This window comes from Streptomyces sp. NPDC102406 (assembly GCF_044765725.1).
GTDB lineage: Bacteria > Actinomycetota > Actinomycetes > Streptomycetales > Streptomycetaceae > Streptomyces.
Genome location: NZ_JBIWKP010000008.1, coordinates 162,652 through 178,351, shown reverse-complemented (window position 1 = coordinate 178,351; position 15,700 = coordinate 162,652). Strand labels below are relative to the sequence as shown.

At 69.3% G+C, this 15,700-nt stretch carries 15 protein-coding genes and 1 tRNA gene; 12 read left to right on the top strand and 4 right to left on the bottom strand.

Annotated elements, in window-relative coordinates:
- The first annotated feature begins 190 nt into the window (after positions 1 to 190).
- The gene (locus tag ACIRF8_RS28290) at positions 191 to 745 is read left to right on the top strand and encodes a YwqJ-related putative deaminase (protein WP_404219127.1); all 555 of its coding nucleotides are present in this window, start codon (positions 191 to 193) and stop codon (positions 743 to 745) included.
- On the top strand, positions 745 to 1,260 hold the full coding sequence (locus tag ACIRF8_RS28285) for an SUKH-3 domain-containing protein (protein ID WP_404219125.1): 516 nt from the start codon (positions 745 to 747) through the stop codon (positions 1,258 to 1,260). The genes ACIRF8_RS28290 and ACIRF8_RS28285 overlap by 1 nt, the downstream gene beginning before the upstream one ends.
- Before the next feature lie 26 nt (positions 1,261 to 1,286).
- On the opposite strand, the gene ACIRF8_RS28280 is transcribed toward ACIRF8_RS28285, so the two are convergent.
- Positions 1,287 to 2,612, bottom strand: a complete 1,326-nt coding sequence (locus ACIRF8_RS28280; protein WP_404219123.1) for a sensor histidine kinase — start codon at positions 2,610 to 2,612, stop codon at positions 1,287 to 1,289.
- 166 nt (positions 2,613 to 2,778) lie between these two features.
- Here ACIRF8_RS28280 and ACIRF8_RS28275 point away from each other — a divergent pair, with 166 nt between their 5' ends.
- From ACIRF8_RS28275 to ACIRF8_RS28245, 7 genes are all read left to right on the top strand, one after another.
- On the top strand, positions 2,779 to 3,636 hold the full coding sequence (locus ACIRF8_RS28275) for a hypothetical protein (protein ID WP_404219121.1): 858 nt from the start codon (positions 2,779 to 2,781) through the stop codon (positions 3,634 to 3,636).
- A 27-nt stretch (positions 3,637 to 3,663) separates the two neighbouring features.
- Positions 3,664 to 3,735, top strand: a tRNA-Gln gene (locus ACIRF8_RS28270).
- Between the two features lie 111 nt (positions 3,736 to 3,846).
- A complete protein-coding gene (gene glmU / locus ACIRF8_RS28265; protein ID WP_404219119.1) occupies positions 3,847 to 5,301 on the top strand; it encodes a bifunctional UDP-N-acetylglucosamine diphosphorylase/glucosamine-1-phosphate N-acetyltransferase GlmU in 1,455 nt (484 codons plus the stop codon).
- Positions 5,302 to 5,421: 120 nt separating this feature from the next.
- Entirely contained in the window at positions 5,422 to 6,399 is a 978-nt protein-coding gene (locus ACIRF8_RS28260; RefSeq protein WP_404219117.1) for a ribose-phosphate diphosphokinase, read from the top strand.
- Positions 6,400 to 6,576: 177 nt separating this feature from the next.
- A complete protein-coding gene (locus tag ACIRF8_RS28255) occupies positions 6,577 to 7,164 on the top strand; it encodes a 50S ribosomal protein L25/general stress protein Ctc (protein ID WP_404219115.1) in 588 nt (195 codons plus the stop codon).
- Between the two features lie 80 nt (positions 7,165 to 7,244).
- Positions 7,245 to 7,838 carry an aminoacyl-tRNA hydrolase gene (pth, locus tag ACIRF8_RS28250; RefSeq protein ID WP_404219113.1) on the top strand — a complete coding sequence of 198 codons (594 nt, stop codon included), beginning with the start codon at positions 7,245 to 7,247 and terminating at the stop codon, positions 7,836 to 7,838.
- 132 nt (positions 7,839 to 7,970) lie between these two features.
- A complete protein-coding gene (locus ACIRF8_RS28245) occupies positions 7,971 to 8,429 on the top strand; it encodes a hypothetical protein (protein ID WP_404219111.1) in 459 nt (152 codons plus the stop codon).
- A gap of 7 nt (positions 8,430 to 8,436) precedes the next feature.
- On the opposite strand, the gene ppc is transcribed toward ACIRF8_RS28245, so the two are convergent.
- Entirely contained in the window at positions 8,437 to 11,175 is a 2,739-nt protein-coding gene (gene ppc, locus ACIRF8_RS28240) for a phosphoenolpyruvate carboxylase (RefSeq protein ID WP_404219109.1), read from the bottom strand.
- A 380-nt stretch (positions 11,176 to 11,555) separates the two neighbouring features.
- Here ppc and ACIRF8_RS28235 point away from each other — a divergent pair, with 380 nt between their 5' ends.
- On the top strand, positions 11,556 to 12,560 hold the full coding sequence (locus tag ACIRF8_RS28235; protein WP_404219107.1) for an acyl-CoA desaturase: 1,005 nt from the start codon (positions 11,556 to 11,558) through the stop codon (positions 12,558 to 12,560).
- 12 nt (positions 12,561 to 12,572) lie between these two features.
- Positions 12,573 to 13,265: a TetR family transcriptional regulator gene (locus ACIRF8_RS28230; RefSeq protein ID WP_404219105.1), complete on the top strand. Its 693-nt coding sequence runs from the start codon at positions 12,573 to 12,575 to the stop codon at positions 13,263 to 13,265.
- On the opposite strand, the gene ACIRF8_RS28225 is transcribed toward ACIRF8_RS28230, so the two are convergent.
- Entirely contained in the window at positions 13,262 to 14,098 is an 837-nt protein-coding gene (locus tag ACIRF8_RS28225; protein ID WP_404219103.1) for a trans-aconitate 2-methyltransferase, read from the bottom strand. The two genes, ACIRF8_RS28230 and ACIRF8_RS28225, sit on opposite strands and share 4 nt — an antisense overlap.
- An 88-nt stretch (positions 14,099 to 14,186) precedes the next feature.
- Here ACIRF8_RS28225 and ACIRF8_RS28220 point away from each other — a divergent pair, with 88 nt between their 5' ends.
- Entirely contained in the window at positions 14,187 to 14,684 is a 498-nt protein-coding gene (locus tag ACIRF8_RS28220) for a MarR family winged helix-turn-helix transcriptional regulator (protein WP_404219101.1), read from the top strand.
- Positions 14,685 to 14,696: 12 nt separating this feature from the next.
- Here ACIRF8_RS28220 and ACIRF8_RS28215 read toward each other — a convergent pair whose 3' ends face one another.
- Positions 14,697 to 15,446: a LuxR C-terminal-related transcriptional regulator gene (locus ACIRF8_RS28215; protein ID WP_404219099.1), complete on the bottom strand. Its 750-nt coding sequence runs from the start codon at positions 15,444 to 15,446 to the stop codon at positions 14,697 to 14,699.
- Positions 15,447 to 15,700 lie beyond the last annotated feature (254 nt).

Here is a 15,700-nt window from a genome sequence, read left to right as displayed (position 1 = left end):
CGCGGACAACGACAGCCTATGCGGTCGTACGACACCGGTCACCGGCCCTCCGGATCCATGACCAGCAGTCACCCCCGTGTCACCACCCCGTGACGATCAGGCGTGTCGACGGGTACCGGCTTCCACACCAGCCACCCCATTTGGCACTCTGTGCAGGCAACCCGGGGGATTGCAGGAGGGGAAGCACCACATGCACACCGGTACCGCAGAGCCGACCACAGCCACGGAGGCGCCGTCCGGCGACGACCCGCGCGTCGGCTGGAGCGCCGCCGATCCCATCGACGTACCCGTACTGCGCGGACGACGCGACGGCATCCTGCCCGCCGTCGCCGCCGCGCTGTCCGTACGCGGCAACACGCTCACAGCCACCGCCGCCCGAAGCGAGATCGCACCCGCTCTACACCCGCTGGTCCAGGACTTCCTGGACACACTCACCAGCGCCCAGCGCGACCGGTTCACCGGACGCTGCGCGGAAACCATCCTCATCTCACGCCACCTCACAGCCAGCGACGCCGAACGCATCGAGAAGTCCAAACGCGCCCGACGCAGACCCATGACGACCAGCGAAGCCCGCAAAGCCCTCAAACACGCCAAACTCACCACCCGGCGCATCCGCGAGGACGGCGACCCACTGCACGGCGGCTTCGCCCGCCCCTGCCGCGCCTGCGCCGCACTGACGGCCCACTTCGGCGTACGCGTGGTGGACCCGACAGCAGACTCAGCCGAGAGCGAGACCGCCCCCTGATGCCGAGCACCGAACCCGCACCGGCCGACCGCACCACCAGCACCCGCTTCACCGTGCCCGTCGACGCCGCACTACGCGCCGCCGGCTGGCGCCCCGGCCGCTGGGACATCAAACAGGCCGAGTTCTGGGCCGACGCCCTGCGCACCCACATCTCCCCCGCCGGCCACCGACACGCCGTCTTCCCCGCGGCGGTCGAGGCCTGGGCCGAATTCGGCGGCCTCCACCTCACCCCCACAGGACCCGGCCGCCAGATCGCCCCCGTCCAACCCCACCTCGACCCCCTGCACGGCCTCCACATGGCCCGCACCCTCGGCGACCTCGGCCGCGCCCTCGACACCGAAGTCAGCCCCCTCGGCGCCGAATCCGGCACAGAAGCCCTGCTGGCGATCGACACCGAAGGCCGCGTCTACGCCCTCGACCACAGCGGCGACTGGTACCTGGGCCCCGACATCGACCGCGCCCTGGAAACCCTCGTCACCGGCGTCCAGCCACCCCGCCTCCGAGCAGCGGCCTAGCACACCAGGACGACACCCACGACCCCCTACGCCGCCGGCAACACCGCCGACACCCGATAACCCCCCGCATCCGTCGGCCCCGACACAAAGACACCGCCAAGACCCGACACCCGCTCCTTCATCCCCACCAACCCGTTCCCACCCGACGGCAGACCCGCCGACGACGCGTCCGACGGCACCGGCGGCGGCTCGTTCTCCACCTGCATCGCCACCTCGGCACCCCGATGCGCCAGACGCACATACGTCTTCGCCCCCGCCGCATGCTTGTGCACGTTCGTCAACGCCTCCTGCACCACCCGGTACGCCGTCTGCTCCACCACCGCCGCGTACTCCCGCGCCTCCCCCTCCACCGTCATCTCCACCACCATCCCCGCCTCCCGGGACTGCCCCACCAACTCATCCAGCTCCGCCAACCACGGACCGTCCCCCGCCCCAGCCTCCGCCTCCGCCCGGGACGCCGCCGCAGCCGCCGCCATCCCGACCGCCGCGAGCGGCAGCACCTCCACGCTCCGGCCGGGCCTCGACGCGGACTCCCCCGCCCGCAACACCCCCAACATCTCCCGCAACTCCGTCAACGCCTGCCGACCCATGTCCCCCACCAGCGCCGCGTTGCGCACCGCCTTCTCCGGATCCTTCCGCGCCACCGCCTGCAACGCCGCCGCATGCACCACCATCAACGACACCCGATGCGCCACCACGTCATGCATCTCCCGCGCGATCCGCGTGCGCTCCTCACCCCGCGCCCACTCCGCCCGCTCCTCGGCCCGCTCCGCGAGCAACGACAACTCCCGCTCCAACGACTCGTTCCGCTCCCGCAGGCTCTCCATCAGACGACGCCGCGCCCCCACGTACAGCCCCAACAGCAACGGCGGCGCCGTCACCCCCAACGACGTGGTGATCGCCACGAACGGCACGAACCAGCCACCCACCTGGAACCGGTCGCTGTGCACCATGTCCTGCTGCGCCCGCACCACCGACACGATCAGCGTCCCGACGAACGACATCCCCGCCAGCGCCCCGATGATCCGGCGCGGCATCTCCGAGGCGGCCAGCGAGTACAGCCCCACCACCGTGAGCATGATCCCCATCTGCGCCGGCGTCACCGCCACCGAGACCAGCACCACCGCGATCGGCCAGCGCCGCCGCAGCACCAGCGTCGCCCCGGTCAGCACGCCGAAAAGGACCCCCGCCCAGACCGGCAGACCCGCCTTGTGCGCGAACGCCACCCCCTCGAACGCACACTCCACGGCAGACGCCGCCGCGAGCCCCCCGTCCAGCGCGGCACCGCGCCGCCGCTCCCACCACCACGGCCCCCCGGCCGCGGCTCGGTGAACTTCCCCCGTCGTGGTCATACCCCCAGCCTACGGTCGGCCGCCGCCCGATTTCCGGCGAGTTTTACTTACTGGCCTACACCACACCCCAGATTCGAACAGACCCGAAACCCGCCGGTATCACTCGAACTACTGACCTGCACGGGATTCCGCCCCGGACGCCCACATTCCGCCACAGCCTTTGCCTATGACACACGCCACAGGCAAGTACACGGAATTCGAGGCCCTACGAGAACGGGCGGTGGGGCTGCGCCGCGACGGTTTGAGCCTCAGCCAGATCTCCGATGAGCTCGGGATCCGCAATAGGGCGCTGCTGGGTCGTCTCGTCCAGGGCGAGCCGCCCGCAGAATGGACCAAACGCCCGCGGGCGAAGGACGACCTACGCCTACGTGCGCGCGAGCTGCGCGGCCAAGGCCGGACCTACAACGAGATCCGGGCCGAACTGGGCTGTTCGAAGAGTTCGGTCTCGCTCTGGGTTCGAGACCTGCCCGCGCCTGAACCCCGCTGCACCCCCGAGGAGCAACGGGCACGGATGAATGCGGGCCTGGCGAAGTTGCGTGCCAGGCAGGACGAGGAGCGTGAAGCGACCAAGCAGGCGGCGGCCCGCGCGGTCGGAGAACTCACCGACCGCGAACTCTTCCTCGCGGGCGTCAGCCTCTACTGGGCCGAGGGAACCAAGGACAAACCGCATACCCGCCGCGAGATCGTGGAGTTCGTGAACAGCGATCCCGGCGTGATCACCGTGTTCCTCGCATGGCTGGACCTTGTGGGCGTGGACCGCGCGCGCCTGCACTGCCGGGTCATGATCCACGAGTCCGCCGACGTCGGCGCGGCCGAGCGCTACTGGGCCGGTGTTCTCGGCATCGGGGAAGACCGACTCGGCAAAACGGTGCTCAAGAAGCACAACCCGGCGACTCTCCGCAAAAACGTAGGAGACGGGTATCACGGCTGCCTTGCCATCAGGGTGCGCCAAGGAGCCGACCTGTACCGTCGCATCGAAGGCTCTTGGTGCGGCATAGTGTTGGGAGCCCGGCCGACAGCCTGACGTAATGTCCGGTTTAGGCCGTAATGGTCCCCCGTGGTGTAATTGGCAGCACTGTGGCTTTTGGTGCCATCTGTCCGGGTTCGAGTCCTGGCGGGGGAGCCGCTTGGTGCGGGGCTCGACCTGTATAGGTCGGGCCCCGCCCCCGTTTCCCCCCACGAACGCCCCGGTATCCTGCGGATGTCCACCCCATTCGAAGCCGAAGGGCACCCCGTGAGCGCCAACCGCCCGGCCGCCGTCGTCGTTCTCGCAGCGGGTGAGGGCACCCGTATGAAGTCGGCCACCCCCAAAGTCCTGCACGAACTCTGCGGCCGGTCGCTGGTCGGCCATGTGCTGGCCGCCGCGCGGGAGCTGGACCCCGAGCAGCTCGTCGTGGTGGTGGGGCACGAGCGCGAGAAGGTCACCGCGCATCTGGGCGCCGTCGACGCCGAGGTCCGCACCGCCGTACAGGCGGAGCAGAACGGCACGGGTCACGCCGTGCGCGTCGGTCTTGAGGGGCTGGCCCCCGAGGGCGCGCTGGACGGCACTGTCGTGGTGGTGTGCGGTGACACCCCGCTGCTGACCGGGGAGACGCTGGCCGAGCTGACCGCCACGCACTCCGCCGACGGCAACGCGGTGACCGTGCTGACCGCCGACGTGCCGGATGCCACCGGTTACGGCCGCATCGTCCGGGACGCCGGCTCCGGCGCCGTGACGGCGATCGTCGAGCACAAGGACGCCACCGAGGTCCAGCGCGCGATCACCGAGATCAACTCGGGTGTCTTCGCGTTCGACGGCCGGCTGCTCGCGGACGCTTTGAAGAAGGTGCGTACGGACAACAGCCAGGGCGAGGAGTACCTGACGGACGTGCTCGGCATCCTGCGTGGGGCCGGGTACCGGGTGGGGGCGTCCGTGGCGCGTGACCACCGGGAGATCGCGGGTATCAACAACCGTGTGCAGCTCGCCGAGGCGCGTCGCATCCTCAATGACCGGCTGTTGGAGCGCGCGATGCTGGAGGGTGTCACGGTCGTCGATCCGGCCAGCACGTTCGTCGATGTGACGGTCACGTTCGACCGTGATGCGACGATCCTGCCGGGTACGCAGTTGCACGGGGCGACGCATCTGGGTGAGGGCTGCGTCGTCGGTCCGAACACGCGGCTCACGGACACCGCGGTGGGTGCCGGTGCCCGGGTGGACAACACGGTCGCCAATGAGGCCGAGATCGGCCCGCAGGCGTCCGTCGGGCCGTTCGCCTACCTGCGTCCCGGTACGCGCCTCGGTGTCAAGGCCAAGATCGGTACGTATGTCGAGACGAAGAACGCGACGATCGGTGAGGGTACGAAGGTGCCGCATCTGTCGTACGTGGGGGATGCGACGATCGGTGACTTCTCCAACATCGGTGCGGCGAGCGTGTTCGTGAACTACGACGGGGAGGCCAAGCACCACACGACGGTGGGGTCTCACTGCAAGACGGGTTCGGACAACATGTTTGTGGCTCCTGTCACTGTCGGGGACGGTGCGTACACCGCTGCCGGGTCGGTGATCACGAAGGATGTGCCCGCGGGTTCGCTGGCCGTGGCCCGTGGCCAGCAAAGGAATATCGAGGGTTGGGTCGCCCGGAAGCGTCCGGGGAGCGCGGCCGCGAAGGCGGCGGAGGCGGCGTCGCGGGAGCCGGGCAGCGAAGGCTGACCGGAAACAGGTGCGTCCGACACGGCGTACCGTGATAGATGCTCACGATTCGCCTGGCTCGCTGCTATAGGGACGCGCGGGCAGCTGCGGCGGACGAACTCGTCTGAGGAGACTAGTGCTGTGACCGGGCTTAAGACGCAGGGCGAGAAGAAGATGATGTTCTTCTCTGGCCGCGCCCACCCCGAGCTTGCGGAGGAGATCGCACACCAGCTCGGTGTCGGGATCGTTCCGACGAAGGCTTTCGATTTCGCCAACGGTGAGATCTACGTCCGCTACCAGGAGTCCGCTCGCGGTGCCGACTGCTTCCTGATCCAGAGCCACACGGCTCCGATCAACAAGTGGATCATGGAGCAGCTCATCATGATCGACGCGCTGAAGCGTGCGTCGGCCCGCTCCATCACTGTCATCGTGCCGTTCTACGGTTACGCGCGGCAGGACAAGAAGCACCGTGGTCGTGAACCTATTTCGGCGCGGCTGATCGCGGATCTGATGAAGACCGCGGGTGCTGACCGGATTCTCACGGTCGATCTGCACACGGATCAGATCCAGGGCTTCTTCGACGGTCCGGTGGACCATCTGTTCGCGTTGCCGATCCTGGCGGACTACGTGGGCGCGAAGGTGGATCGCTCCAAGCTGACCGTCGTCTCCCCCGACGCCGGGCGCGTGCGCGTCGCTGACCGCTGGTGCGATCGTCTCGGCGCGCCGTTGGCGATCGTGCACAAGCGCCGCGACAAGGATGTCGCCAATCAGGTCACGGTGCACGAGGTCGTCGGTGATGTGGAGGGCCGGGTCTGTGTGCTGGTCGACGACATGATCGACACGGGTGGCACGATCTGTGCCGCCGCGGACGCGCTGTTCGCGCATGGGGCCGAGGACGTCATAGTGACGGCGACGCATGGTGTGCTGTCGGGTCCGGCGGCGGACCGGCTGAAGAACTCGAAGGTGAGCGAGTTCGTCTTCACGAACACGCTGCCGACGCCGAACGAGTTGGAGCTCGACAAGATCACGGTTTTGTCGATCGCTCCGACGATCGCCTCCGCGGTGCGTGAGGTCTTCGAGGACGGTTCGGTGACCAGCCTCTTCGAGGGTGAGGCGTAAAGATCCATTTGGGTACGGCCTTGCTCGCCGAGTAGACTGCTGAAGTTGCTCGGCGAGGGAGGCCGTACTTTTTTGTGCGGTGCTCCGTTATCGACGCGCTCTTCGTAGCAGGCCGTTCGTGGCCGGGTGACCATTTTTTCTCTGGTTTTTCCCAGTTCTACGAGGAGTTGAGAGCGCATGTCCGAGGTCAAGCTCGCCACTGAGGTCCGTTCGGAGTTCGGCAAGGGTGCCGCCCGCCGCATCCGCCGCGAGAACAAGGTTCCCGGTGTCGTCTACGGTCACGGTGGTGACCCGATCCACGTCACGCTGCCGGGCCACGAGCTGCTGCTCGCCCTGCGTACGCCGAACGTCCTGCTGGCCCTGGAGCTCAATGGCACGAAGCAGCTCGCCATCCCGAAGGCCGTGCAGCGTGACCCGCTGAAGGGCTTCCTGGAGCACGTCGACCTGCTTCTGGTGAAGCTGGGCGAGAAGGTCACCGTCGATCTCCCGATCGTTGTCGAGGGTGAGCTGGCGGCCGGTGCGAACCTGCTTGAGCACGTGATGAACACGCTGTCGGTCGAGACCGAGGCGACGCACATCCCCGAGTCGGTCACGGTTTCCGTGGCGGGCCTGGACTCCGGTGACGCGGTGTACGCCAAGGACATCACGCTGCCGTCCGGCACCACGCTGGCCGTCGACGGTGACGCCGTTGTGCTTCAGGTCCTCTCCGCGCAGGCCGAGGAGCCTTCCGCCGAGGCCGAGGGCGACGCGGCCGCGGAGGCCTGAGCCTTCGTCGTCTGACCTGGTGTACGGGGTGGTGGGCATGGTCCGCCACCCCGTACAGCTATCTCTAGCGGAGGAATCGCATGTCCGACGACAACGCTCCCTGGCTGATCGCCGGGCTCGGCAATCCCGGTCCCGAGTACGCGATGAACCGGCACAACGTCGGTTTCATGGTGGCGGATCTGCTGGCGCGGCGGATGGGTGCCAAGTTCAAGCGGGCGACGAAGGGGCAGGCCCAGGTCGTGGAGGGCCGGATCGGTCCGCCCGGGCCCGCGAACCGGCGGGTGATCCTGGCGAAGCCGATGTCGTACATGAACGTCTCCGGTGGGCCGGTGACGGCGTTGCGGGACTTCTACAAGGTGCCCACGGAGCACATCGTGGCCGTCCATGACGAGCTGGACATCGACTACGGGGTGCTGCGGCTGAAGCTGGGTGGCGGGGACAACGGGCACAACGGGCTGAAGTCGATGACCAAGGCGATGGGCTCGGACTATCACCGGGTGCGGTTCGGGATCGGTCGGCCGCCGGGGCGGATGCAGGTCGCGGATTTCGTGTTGAAGGACTTCTCGTCGGCGGAGCGCAAGGAGCTGGACTATTTCGTGGACCGGGCGGCCGACGCGGTGGAGGCGCTCGTCATCGAGGGTCTGGAGCGGGCGCAGTCGACGTACAACTCCTGAGCCTGTCAACTCCTGAGCCTGTCGACTCCTGAGCCTGTCGACTCCTGAACCCTGTCACCTCTTGAACCCTGTCACCTCTTGAACTCTTCCGGGAGTTGACCGTACGCGTATCCATGGCCAAAGATCACGGCCATGGCTTCAGCGGCGTCTGTGTCGATGTACCGGCGGGTCGCGGCGTTGGCCGTCGCCCTGCTTCTGGTGGTGGCGGGGTTCTGGGCGTCGTGGGGCGCCGCGCAGCACGTGATGTTCCCCAAGGGGCGCGCGCACGGTGAGCTGCTGGTCGAACGGTGCGCGGGCAGCAGGTGCAGCGGGCCGCTGGTCTCGGCGCGCGGTGACGCGGACGTGTGGATGCGGCGCTCGGTCGGTGTGAAGAAGGGCGCCCGCATCGCTGTGGTCGTCAAGCCGAGCAGTCGGCAGGCCGTGCGTTCGGGGGCGGCCGGGTTCTTCACCGCGTTCGTGCCGCTGGGCGGTGCGCTGCTGCTCGCGTCGATCGTTCTGGCGGGCGGGATGCTGAACCGGCGCCTGGCGTGGATCACGTCGGGCGCCGGTCTCGTGCTGCTGACGGCGGCGTTCGTCGCCGTCAGCGGCTAGCGACGGGTCAGCCGGTGTTGCGCAGTCCCGCGGCCACGCCGTTCACGGTGAGGAGCAGGGCGCGAGCGAGGGTCGGGTCCGGTTCCTGGCCGGCCGCGGCGGCGTCGCGCTGGCGCTTGAGGAGGGCGACCTGGAGGTAGGAGATCGGGTCGAGGTAGGCGTCGCGGATGTCGAAGGTCTGCTTGAGCACCGGGTGGGCGTCCAGGAGTTCGCTCTCGCCGGTGACGCGCAGCACTTCCCGTACGGTCAGTTCGTGTTCGGCCTCGATGTCGGTGAAGACGTGCTTGAGGTTGTCGGGGACGAGGGTGTCGACGTAGTGGCGGGCGATGCGCAGGTCGGTCTTGGCGAGCGTCATCTCGACGTTGGAGATGAAGTTCTTGAAGAAGTGCCACTGTTCGTGCATCTCGTCGAGCATGGAGTCGAGGCCCGCTTCGCGCAGTGCCTTGAGGCCGGAGCCGACGCCGTACCAGCCGGGCACGATCTGCCGTGACTGGGTCCAGCCGAAGACCCAGGGGATGGCGCGCAGGCCGTCGAGGGAGACGCCGGAGCCGGGGCGGCGTGAGGGCCGGGAGCCGAGGTGCAGGTCGGCGAGCTGGTCGACCGGCGTCGACGCGACGAAGTACGTCGGCAGGTCCGGGTCCTCGACGAGCTTGCGGTAGGCGGCGTGCGCGGCGTCGCTCATCACGTCCATGGCGGCGTCCCAGCGGGCGAGTGCCTCGTCGGACTGGCGGGGCGCGGTGTGCAGGGCGGAGGCCTGGAGGGTGGCCGCGACGGTCAGTTCGAGGTTCTCGCGGGCCAGGGACGGCACGAGGTACTTGTCGGAGATGACTTCGCCCTGTTCGGTCACCTTGATCTCGCCCTCCAGGGTTCCCCAGGGCTGGGCGAGGATGGCGTCGTGCGAGGGGCCGCCGCCGCGGCCGACGGTGCCGCCGCGGCCGTGGAAGAGGCGCAGGCGGACGCCGTAGCGGTGGGCGACGTCGCGCAGGCGGCGCTGGGCGCGGTGGATCTCCCACTGGGAGGTGGTGATGCCGCCGAACTTGGAGGAGTCGGAGTAGCCGAGCATGACCTCTTGGACGTCTCCGTTGAGCGCGACGAGGCGCCGGTAGGAGGGGTCGGAGAGCATGTCTTCGAGGATGGTGTCGGCGGCCTTGAGTTCGTCGGTGGTCTCCAGGAGCGGCACGATGCCGATTTTGGCCCAGCCGGCGTGCAGGTCGATGAGTCCTGCCTCGCGGGCGAGGACGGCCGCGGCGAAGACGTCGTCGGCGCCCTGGCACATGGAGATGATGTACGACTCGATGACCTCGGGCCCGAACACGTCGAGGGCCTTGGCGACGGTGTGGAAGACGCCGAGGGTCTTCTCGCCGGCCGCGTCGAGCGGGGCGGGGGTCGGGGCGAGCGGGCGCCGGGACCTGAGTTCCTTGGCGAGGAGCTTGCCGCGGTAGTCGCGGGGCATGTCGGCGTAGCGCCACGATTCCTCGCCGAGGCGGTCGAAGAGCTGGCCGAGGGCGTGGTGGTGGGCGTCGGCGTGTTCGCGTACGTCCATGGTGGCGAGCTGGAGGCCGAACGCGGCGAGGGTGCGGATCGTGCGGTTCATGCGGCCGTCGGCGAAGAGGCCGCCGCGGTGTTCGCGCAGGGAGGTCTGGATGAGGGTGAGGTCGCGGAGGAGTTCGGCGGTGCCGAGGTAGTCGCGGCCCTCGACGTGCGGGGTGTTCCTGGCGAGCCGTTCCTTGGTGTTCTCGAGCTTCTGCCGGATCGCGGTGGCCTTGAGCCGGTAGGGCTCCTCGGCGTTGAGCCGCTTGTAGCGGGGGCTGATCTCGGGCAGGCGCTCCAGGTCGTCCTGGAGGGAGGCGAGCAGTTCCTCGGTGGCGCCGGTGTAGCGGATCGAGTTGGAGAGGAAGCCGCGCAGTTCGTCGATGAGGTCGAGCGCGTCGTTGATGCCGTGCTCGTGCTGGAGGATCAGGACGTCCCAGGTCACCTGGGGGGTGACGTTGGGGTTGCCGTCGCGGTCGCCGCCGATCCAGGTGCCGAAGGTGAGGGGGCGGGTCTCGTCGGGGAGGGCGACGCCGACGCGTTCCAGTTCGGCGGTGAGGTCCTCCAGTACGTCGCCGACGGCGCCGGCGTGCAGTTCGTCGAGGTAGTAGATCGCGTTGCGGGACTCGTCGGTGACCTCGGGGCGTACGACGCGCAGCTCGTCGGTCTGCCACACCAGGTCGATGTTCTCGGCGAGGCGGGTGTCGTAGCGGCGGCGGTCGGTCTCCAGGACCGGGGTCTCCAGGAGCGTGGCGATGCGGCGCAGCTTGTTGAGGACGGAGCGGCGGGCGGCCTCGGTGGGGTGTGCGGTGAAGACGGGGCGCACGTTGAGGTTGCGTACGGTCTCGCGCAGGTGGTCGGGGTCGGCGTCCTTGAGGCGGTCCGCGGTGCGGGCGAGGAGGCTGCCCTCGGCGGCGCGCTTGGCGCGCAGTTCGCGGCCGCGGTGCACCTGCTCGGTGACGTTGGCGAGGTGGAAGTAGGTGGAGAAGGCGCGGACCAGCTTGGCGGCCGTCTCCAGCTCGGTACCGCGCAGCAGCTCGGCGGCGGCCTCGCCGTCCTCGCGCGTCAGGCGGCGGACCTTCTCGACGAGTTCGAGGAGTTCGGGCCCCTCCTGGCGGACGAGGGTCTCGCCCAGCAGGTCGCCGAGGCGGCGGATGTCGGCGCGCAGCTCGGGGCTGGTTCTCGTCGCAACGGTCGATTCGTCGGCACTGCTCACAGGTGCGGCTCCTTGCAGTGGTGAAGCTCGTCTGGAGGGAGGAGTCCCCGGAACCGGGTAGGAGTCCCGGGTGGAGATTCAGAGCGGACCGCGCTGTCCGACCGTTTCCAAGGATATGTGCCCGCGCTCTCGGCACCGCCCGGGGCCTCGTGGCGTCCGGTTACGCGCTGCTGTGCCTACGACCCCGTAAGTTACGGAACCGTAGGGACCTGGAGGTGCGGGTACGTCGTCCGTGGATCTCCGTCGGTCTCCTCACCCGTCGCGACCCGTCTCAACCCCTCCGGCCCCCGATCGACCGATCTCCCCCACTCCCCCACACATCCCATCCGCCCTCCAGACCCCCACAACCTTCTTGACCCTCGACATACAGGGGACTTTCCATGACCACACATTCCGATGTGATCGAGAACGCCCCGGAGGGGGCGTCCGGACCCTCCTCCAGTACGGACCCGAACCGGGCGGCACCGGCGACGCTGGGCGGTGAGCGCAAGCGGTCCGTGGAGCAGATCACGCTGCTGCTGTTCATCGTCGTGCCGTTCCTGGCCCTGGTCGCGGCGGTGCCGCTGGCCTGGGGCTGGGGGGTGAGCTGGCTCGATCTCGGGTTGCTTGTCTTTTTCTACTATCTGGGTTGCCACGGCATCACGATCGGTTTCCACCGCCATTTCACGCACGGGTCCTTCAAGGCGAAGCGTCCGTTGCGCATCGCGTTGGCCGTCGCCGGTTCGATGGCGGTCGAGGGGCCGCTGGTGCGCTGGGTCGCGGATCACCGCAAGCACCACAAGTTCTCCGACGCGGAGGGCGACCCGCATTCGCCGTGGCGGTACGGGGAGACGGTGCCGGCCCTGCTGAAGGGCCTGTGGTGGGCGCACATGGGCTGGATGTTCGACGAGGAGCAGACCTCGCAGGAGAAGTACGCCCCTGATCTGATCAAGGACCCGGTGTTGCGGGCGGTCTCGCGCCAGTTCGTGCTGTGGACGGCGGTGTCGCTGTTCCTGCCGCCGCTGATCGGTGGTCTGGTGACGATGTCGTGGTGGGGCGCGTTCACGGCGTTCTTCTGGGGGTCGCTCGTGCGGGTGGCTCTGTTGCACCACGTGACCTGGTCGATCAACTCGATCTGTCACGCGGTGGGCAAGCGGCCCTTCAAGTCCCGGGATCGTTCGGGCAATGTGTGGTGGCTGGCCGTCCTGTCCTGCGGCGAGTCCTGGCACAACCTGCACCACGCCGATCCGACGTCGGCGCGCCACGGGGTGCTGCGCGGCCAGCTCGACTCCTCGGCGCGGCTGATCCGCTGGTTCGAGCAGTTGGGCTGGGCTTCGGACGTGCGCTGGCCGTCGAAGGAGCGGGTCGCCGCGCGCCGCAGGGCCGAGGCCGCCGACGCGGTGTGAGCCCGGCACGGCATGATGGGGCGCGTGGCGACCGACTCAAGTACCCCGGGTAATGCGAGCAGCGACAGTGCCGACCGCCCTCGGCGTGCGCGGCGGACGCGGATGACGGGGGCGGAGCGCCGCCAGCAGTTGCTGGAGATCGGCCGGACGCTGTTCGCCGCCAAGGGGTTCGAGGGCACGTCGGTGGAGGAGATCGCGGCGAAGGCCGGGGTCTCCAAGCCGGTGGTGTACGAGCACTTCGGCGGCAAGGAGGGGTTGTACGCGGTCGTCGTGGACCGGGAGATGCGCCAGCTTCTGTCCATGGTGACGAGTTCCCTCACGGCCGGTCATCCGCGTGAGTTGTGCGAGCAGGCGGCGTTCGCGCTCCTGGACTACATCGAGGAGTACACGGACGGTTTCCGCATCCTGGTCCGGGACTCTCCGATCCCGCAGTCCACGGGTTCCTTCGCGTCGTTGATCTCGGACATCGCCACGCAGGTCGAGGACATCCTGGGCCGGGAGTTCAAGGCCCGCGGTTTCGATCCCAAGCTGGCGCCGCTGTACGCGCAGGCGCTGGTCGGCATGGTGGCGTTGACGGGTCAGTGGTGGCTGGACGCGCGCAGGCCGAAGAAGGCGGAGGTCGCGGCGCATCTGGTGAATCTGGCGTGGCACGGCTTGGACGGCCTGGAGCCGAAGCCGCGTTTGATAGGGCACCGGAAGAGTTAGGGGTGCGGGCCGGTGGCCGGGGTGACCGCCACGACGAAGATCCGGCGGAACGGCAGGACGGTGCCGTGCGGTGTCGCCGGGTAGGCCGTGCGCAGCAGGTCGCGGTACTGCGTCTCGAAGGCGTCGCGTGCTTCGGGGTCGTCCGCGAGGGCGGTGAGCACGGGGCGCAGGCCGGTTCCCCTGACCCAGTCCAGGACCGGGTCGTCGCCGGTCAGCAGGTGGGTGTAGGTCGTCTCCCAGGCGTCCACGGCGCAGCCGAGGCCGGTGAGCCGTTGCAGGTAGGCGGTGGGGGTGAGCACGGCGTCGGTGTGTCGCAGGATTGTGCCGAGCCGGTCGCGCCAGCGGGGGGACTGGGCGAGTCGGCGCATCAGGACGTGGCTGGGGGCCTCGAAGTTGCCGGGCACCTGGAAGGCGAGGGTGCCGCCGGGTGTGAGGGCGTCGAGGAGTGCGGGGAAGGTGTCGGTGTGGTTCGGCACCCATTGGAGTGTCGCGTTCGATGCGAGCAGGTCGTACGTCTCCGGGGGTGTCCAGCGCGTCAGGTCGGCGGGCGCGAAGTCGATGTGGCCGCCGCCGGTGGTGGGCCCGGCGTACGACGCGGCGCGGGCGAGCATCTCGGGTGAGTTGTCGTAGCCGGTGATGTGGGCGGTGGGCCAGCGTCCGGTGAGCAGTGGCGTGCTGTGGCCGGGGCCGCAGCCGAGGTCGGCGATGCGGGCCGGTTCGCGGGGCAGGGCGGGGACGCGGGCGAGGAGGTCCGCGTAGGGGCGGGCGCGGTGGTCGGCGTGCCGGAGGTACTGCTGGGGGTCCCAGAGGGGTGTGGGTGGCGTCGTCTCCATGGTTCCAGGGTCCCGAACGCTGTATCTCGATGTCAAGAAAGTTGACGTCAAGAGACTTCACATCGACACACCCCCTACACTGATCGTCATGGAGGACGAGGTCGACCGTCTGGTCGCAGCGTGGCGCCGGGAGCGCCCCGACCTCGACGTGGAGCCCCTTGAGGTGCTCAGTCGGGTCAGCAGACTCGCGCGCCATCTCGACCGCGCCCGCCGCCTCGCCTTCGCCGAGCACCAGCTCGAACCGTGGGAGTTCGACGTCCTCACGTCACTGCGCCGCGCCGGTTCGCCGTACCAGCTCTCGCCGGGGCAGCTCCTCACGCAGACGCTGGTGACGTCCGGCACGATGACCAACCGCATCGACCGGCTGGCCAAGAAGGGCCTCGTCGAGCGTCTGCCGGACCCCAGCGACCGACGCGGCGTCCTGGTCCGGCTCACCGAGGAGGGGCGGGACCGGGCGGATCAGGCCCTGGCGGGGCTGCTCGCGCAGGAGCGGGCGATCCTGGCCGAGCTGTCCCGCACGGACCGCTCCGAACTGGCCTCGCTCCTGCGTCAGTTGACGGCCCCGTTCGACAACATCCCGGGATAGCGGGCGCCCGGCCTAGCTGGCCGCCTCCAGGTCGACCGGCCCCACGCCCGCCCGGCGCGCGAGCGCGACCGCGGCCAGTGTCGAGTGCACCCCGAGCTTCCCGAGCACGTTCTGCATATGGGTCCGCACCGTGTGCGGTGACAGGAACAGCCGCTCGGCGACCGCCTTGCGGCCGAGCCCCGCCACCATGCACCGCAGGACCTCCCGCTCGCGCGGGGTCAGGGACTCGACCAGCCGCTCGGACTCGGTGCGGTGCTTGCGGGCCGCGGTCAGCTCCCGCAGGACGCCCGTGAGCAGCGCCGGGGGCAGATGCGTCTCGTCCCGCAGCACGCCTCGGATGACGGTCAGCAGGCGGGACAGGGAGCAGTCCTTGGCGACCCAGCCCGAGGCGCCGGCCTGCAACGCGAGCGCGGCGCGCCGCGGGTCGTCCCGCTCGGCGAGCACCACCGTGCGCACGGCGGGCTGGCCCGAGCGGACGCCCGCCACCAGCGAGATGCCGTCGACGAGCCCTTCCTTGGCGGGGCCGTCGGGCACGACGGTCGGCGGGCGCATGCCCTGCATGGACACCGCGCCCAGGTCGGCGTCGACCAGCAGCACATCGAATCTGCGCCCCTCGGCGGCCCCCCGGTCCAGGCAGCGCAGGGCGGCGGGTCCGCTGCCCGCGGCCGACACCTCGACGTCCGGCTCGGCGGCGAGCGCCGCGGCCAGGGACTCGGCGAAGATGCGATGGTCGTCGACGACCAGAACCCGGATACGAACCACGTGACAACCCCCTTCCCCGCGCCCTCTGTTGAGCGCGGGGTACCCCATCGTCGGGAGAAGGACCAACACAGGTACGGCGCCCGAAGTGCGGGTCACCGCGGTCGCACGGCCGCCGCCGCGCCGGAATCCGCTACCCCCACCCCGGGCGTCGTACCCGGCTGTCTCGCCCCCTGATCAACACCGGCCCCCACCGGTGTTTTCCTCAGAGTAGAGCCGCGGGCCAGGAGGGGAAGGCTATTCACAGAACTGGTTAC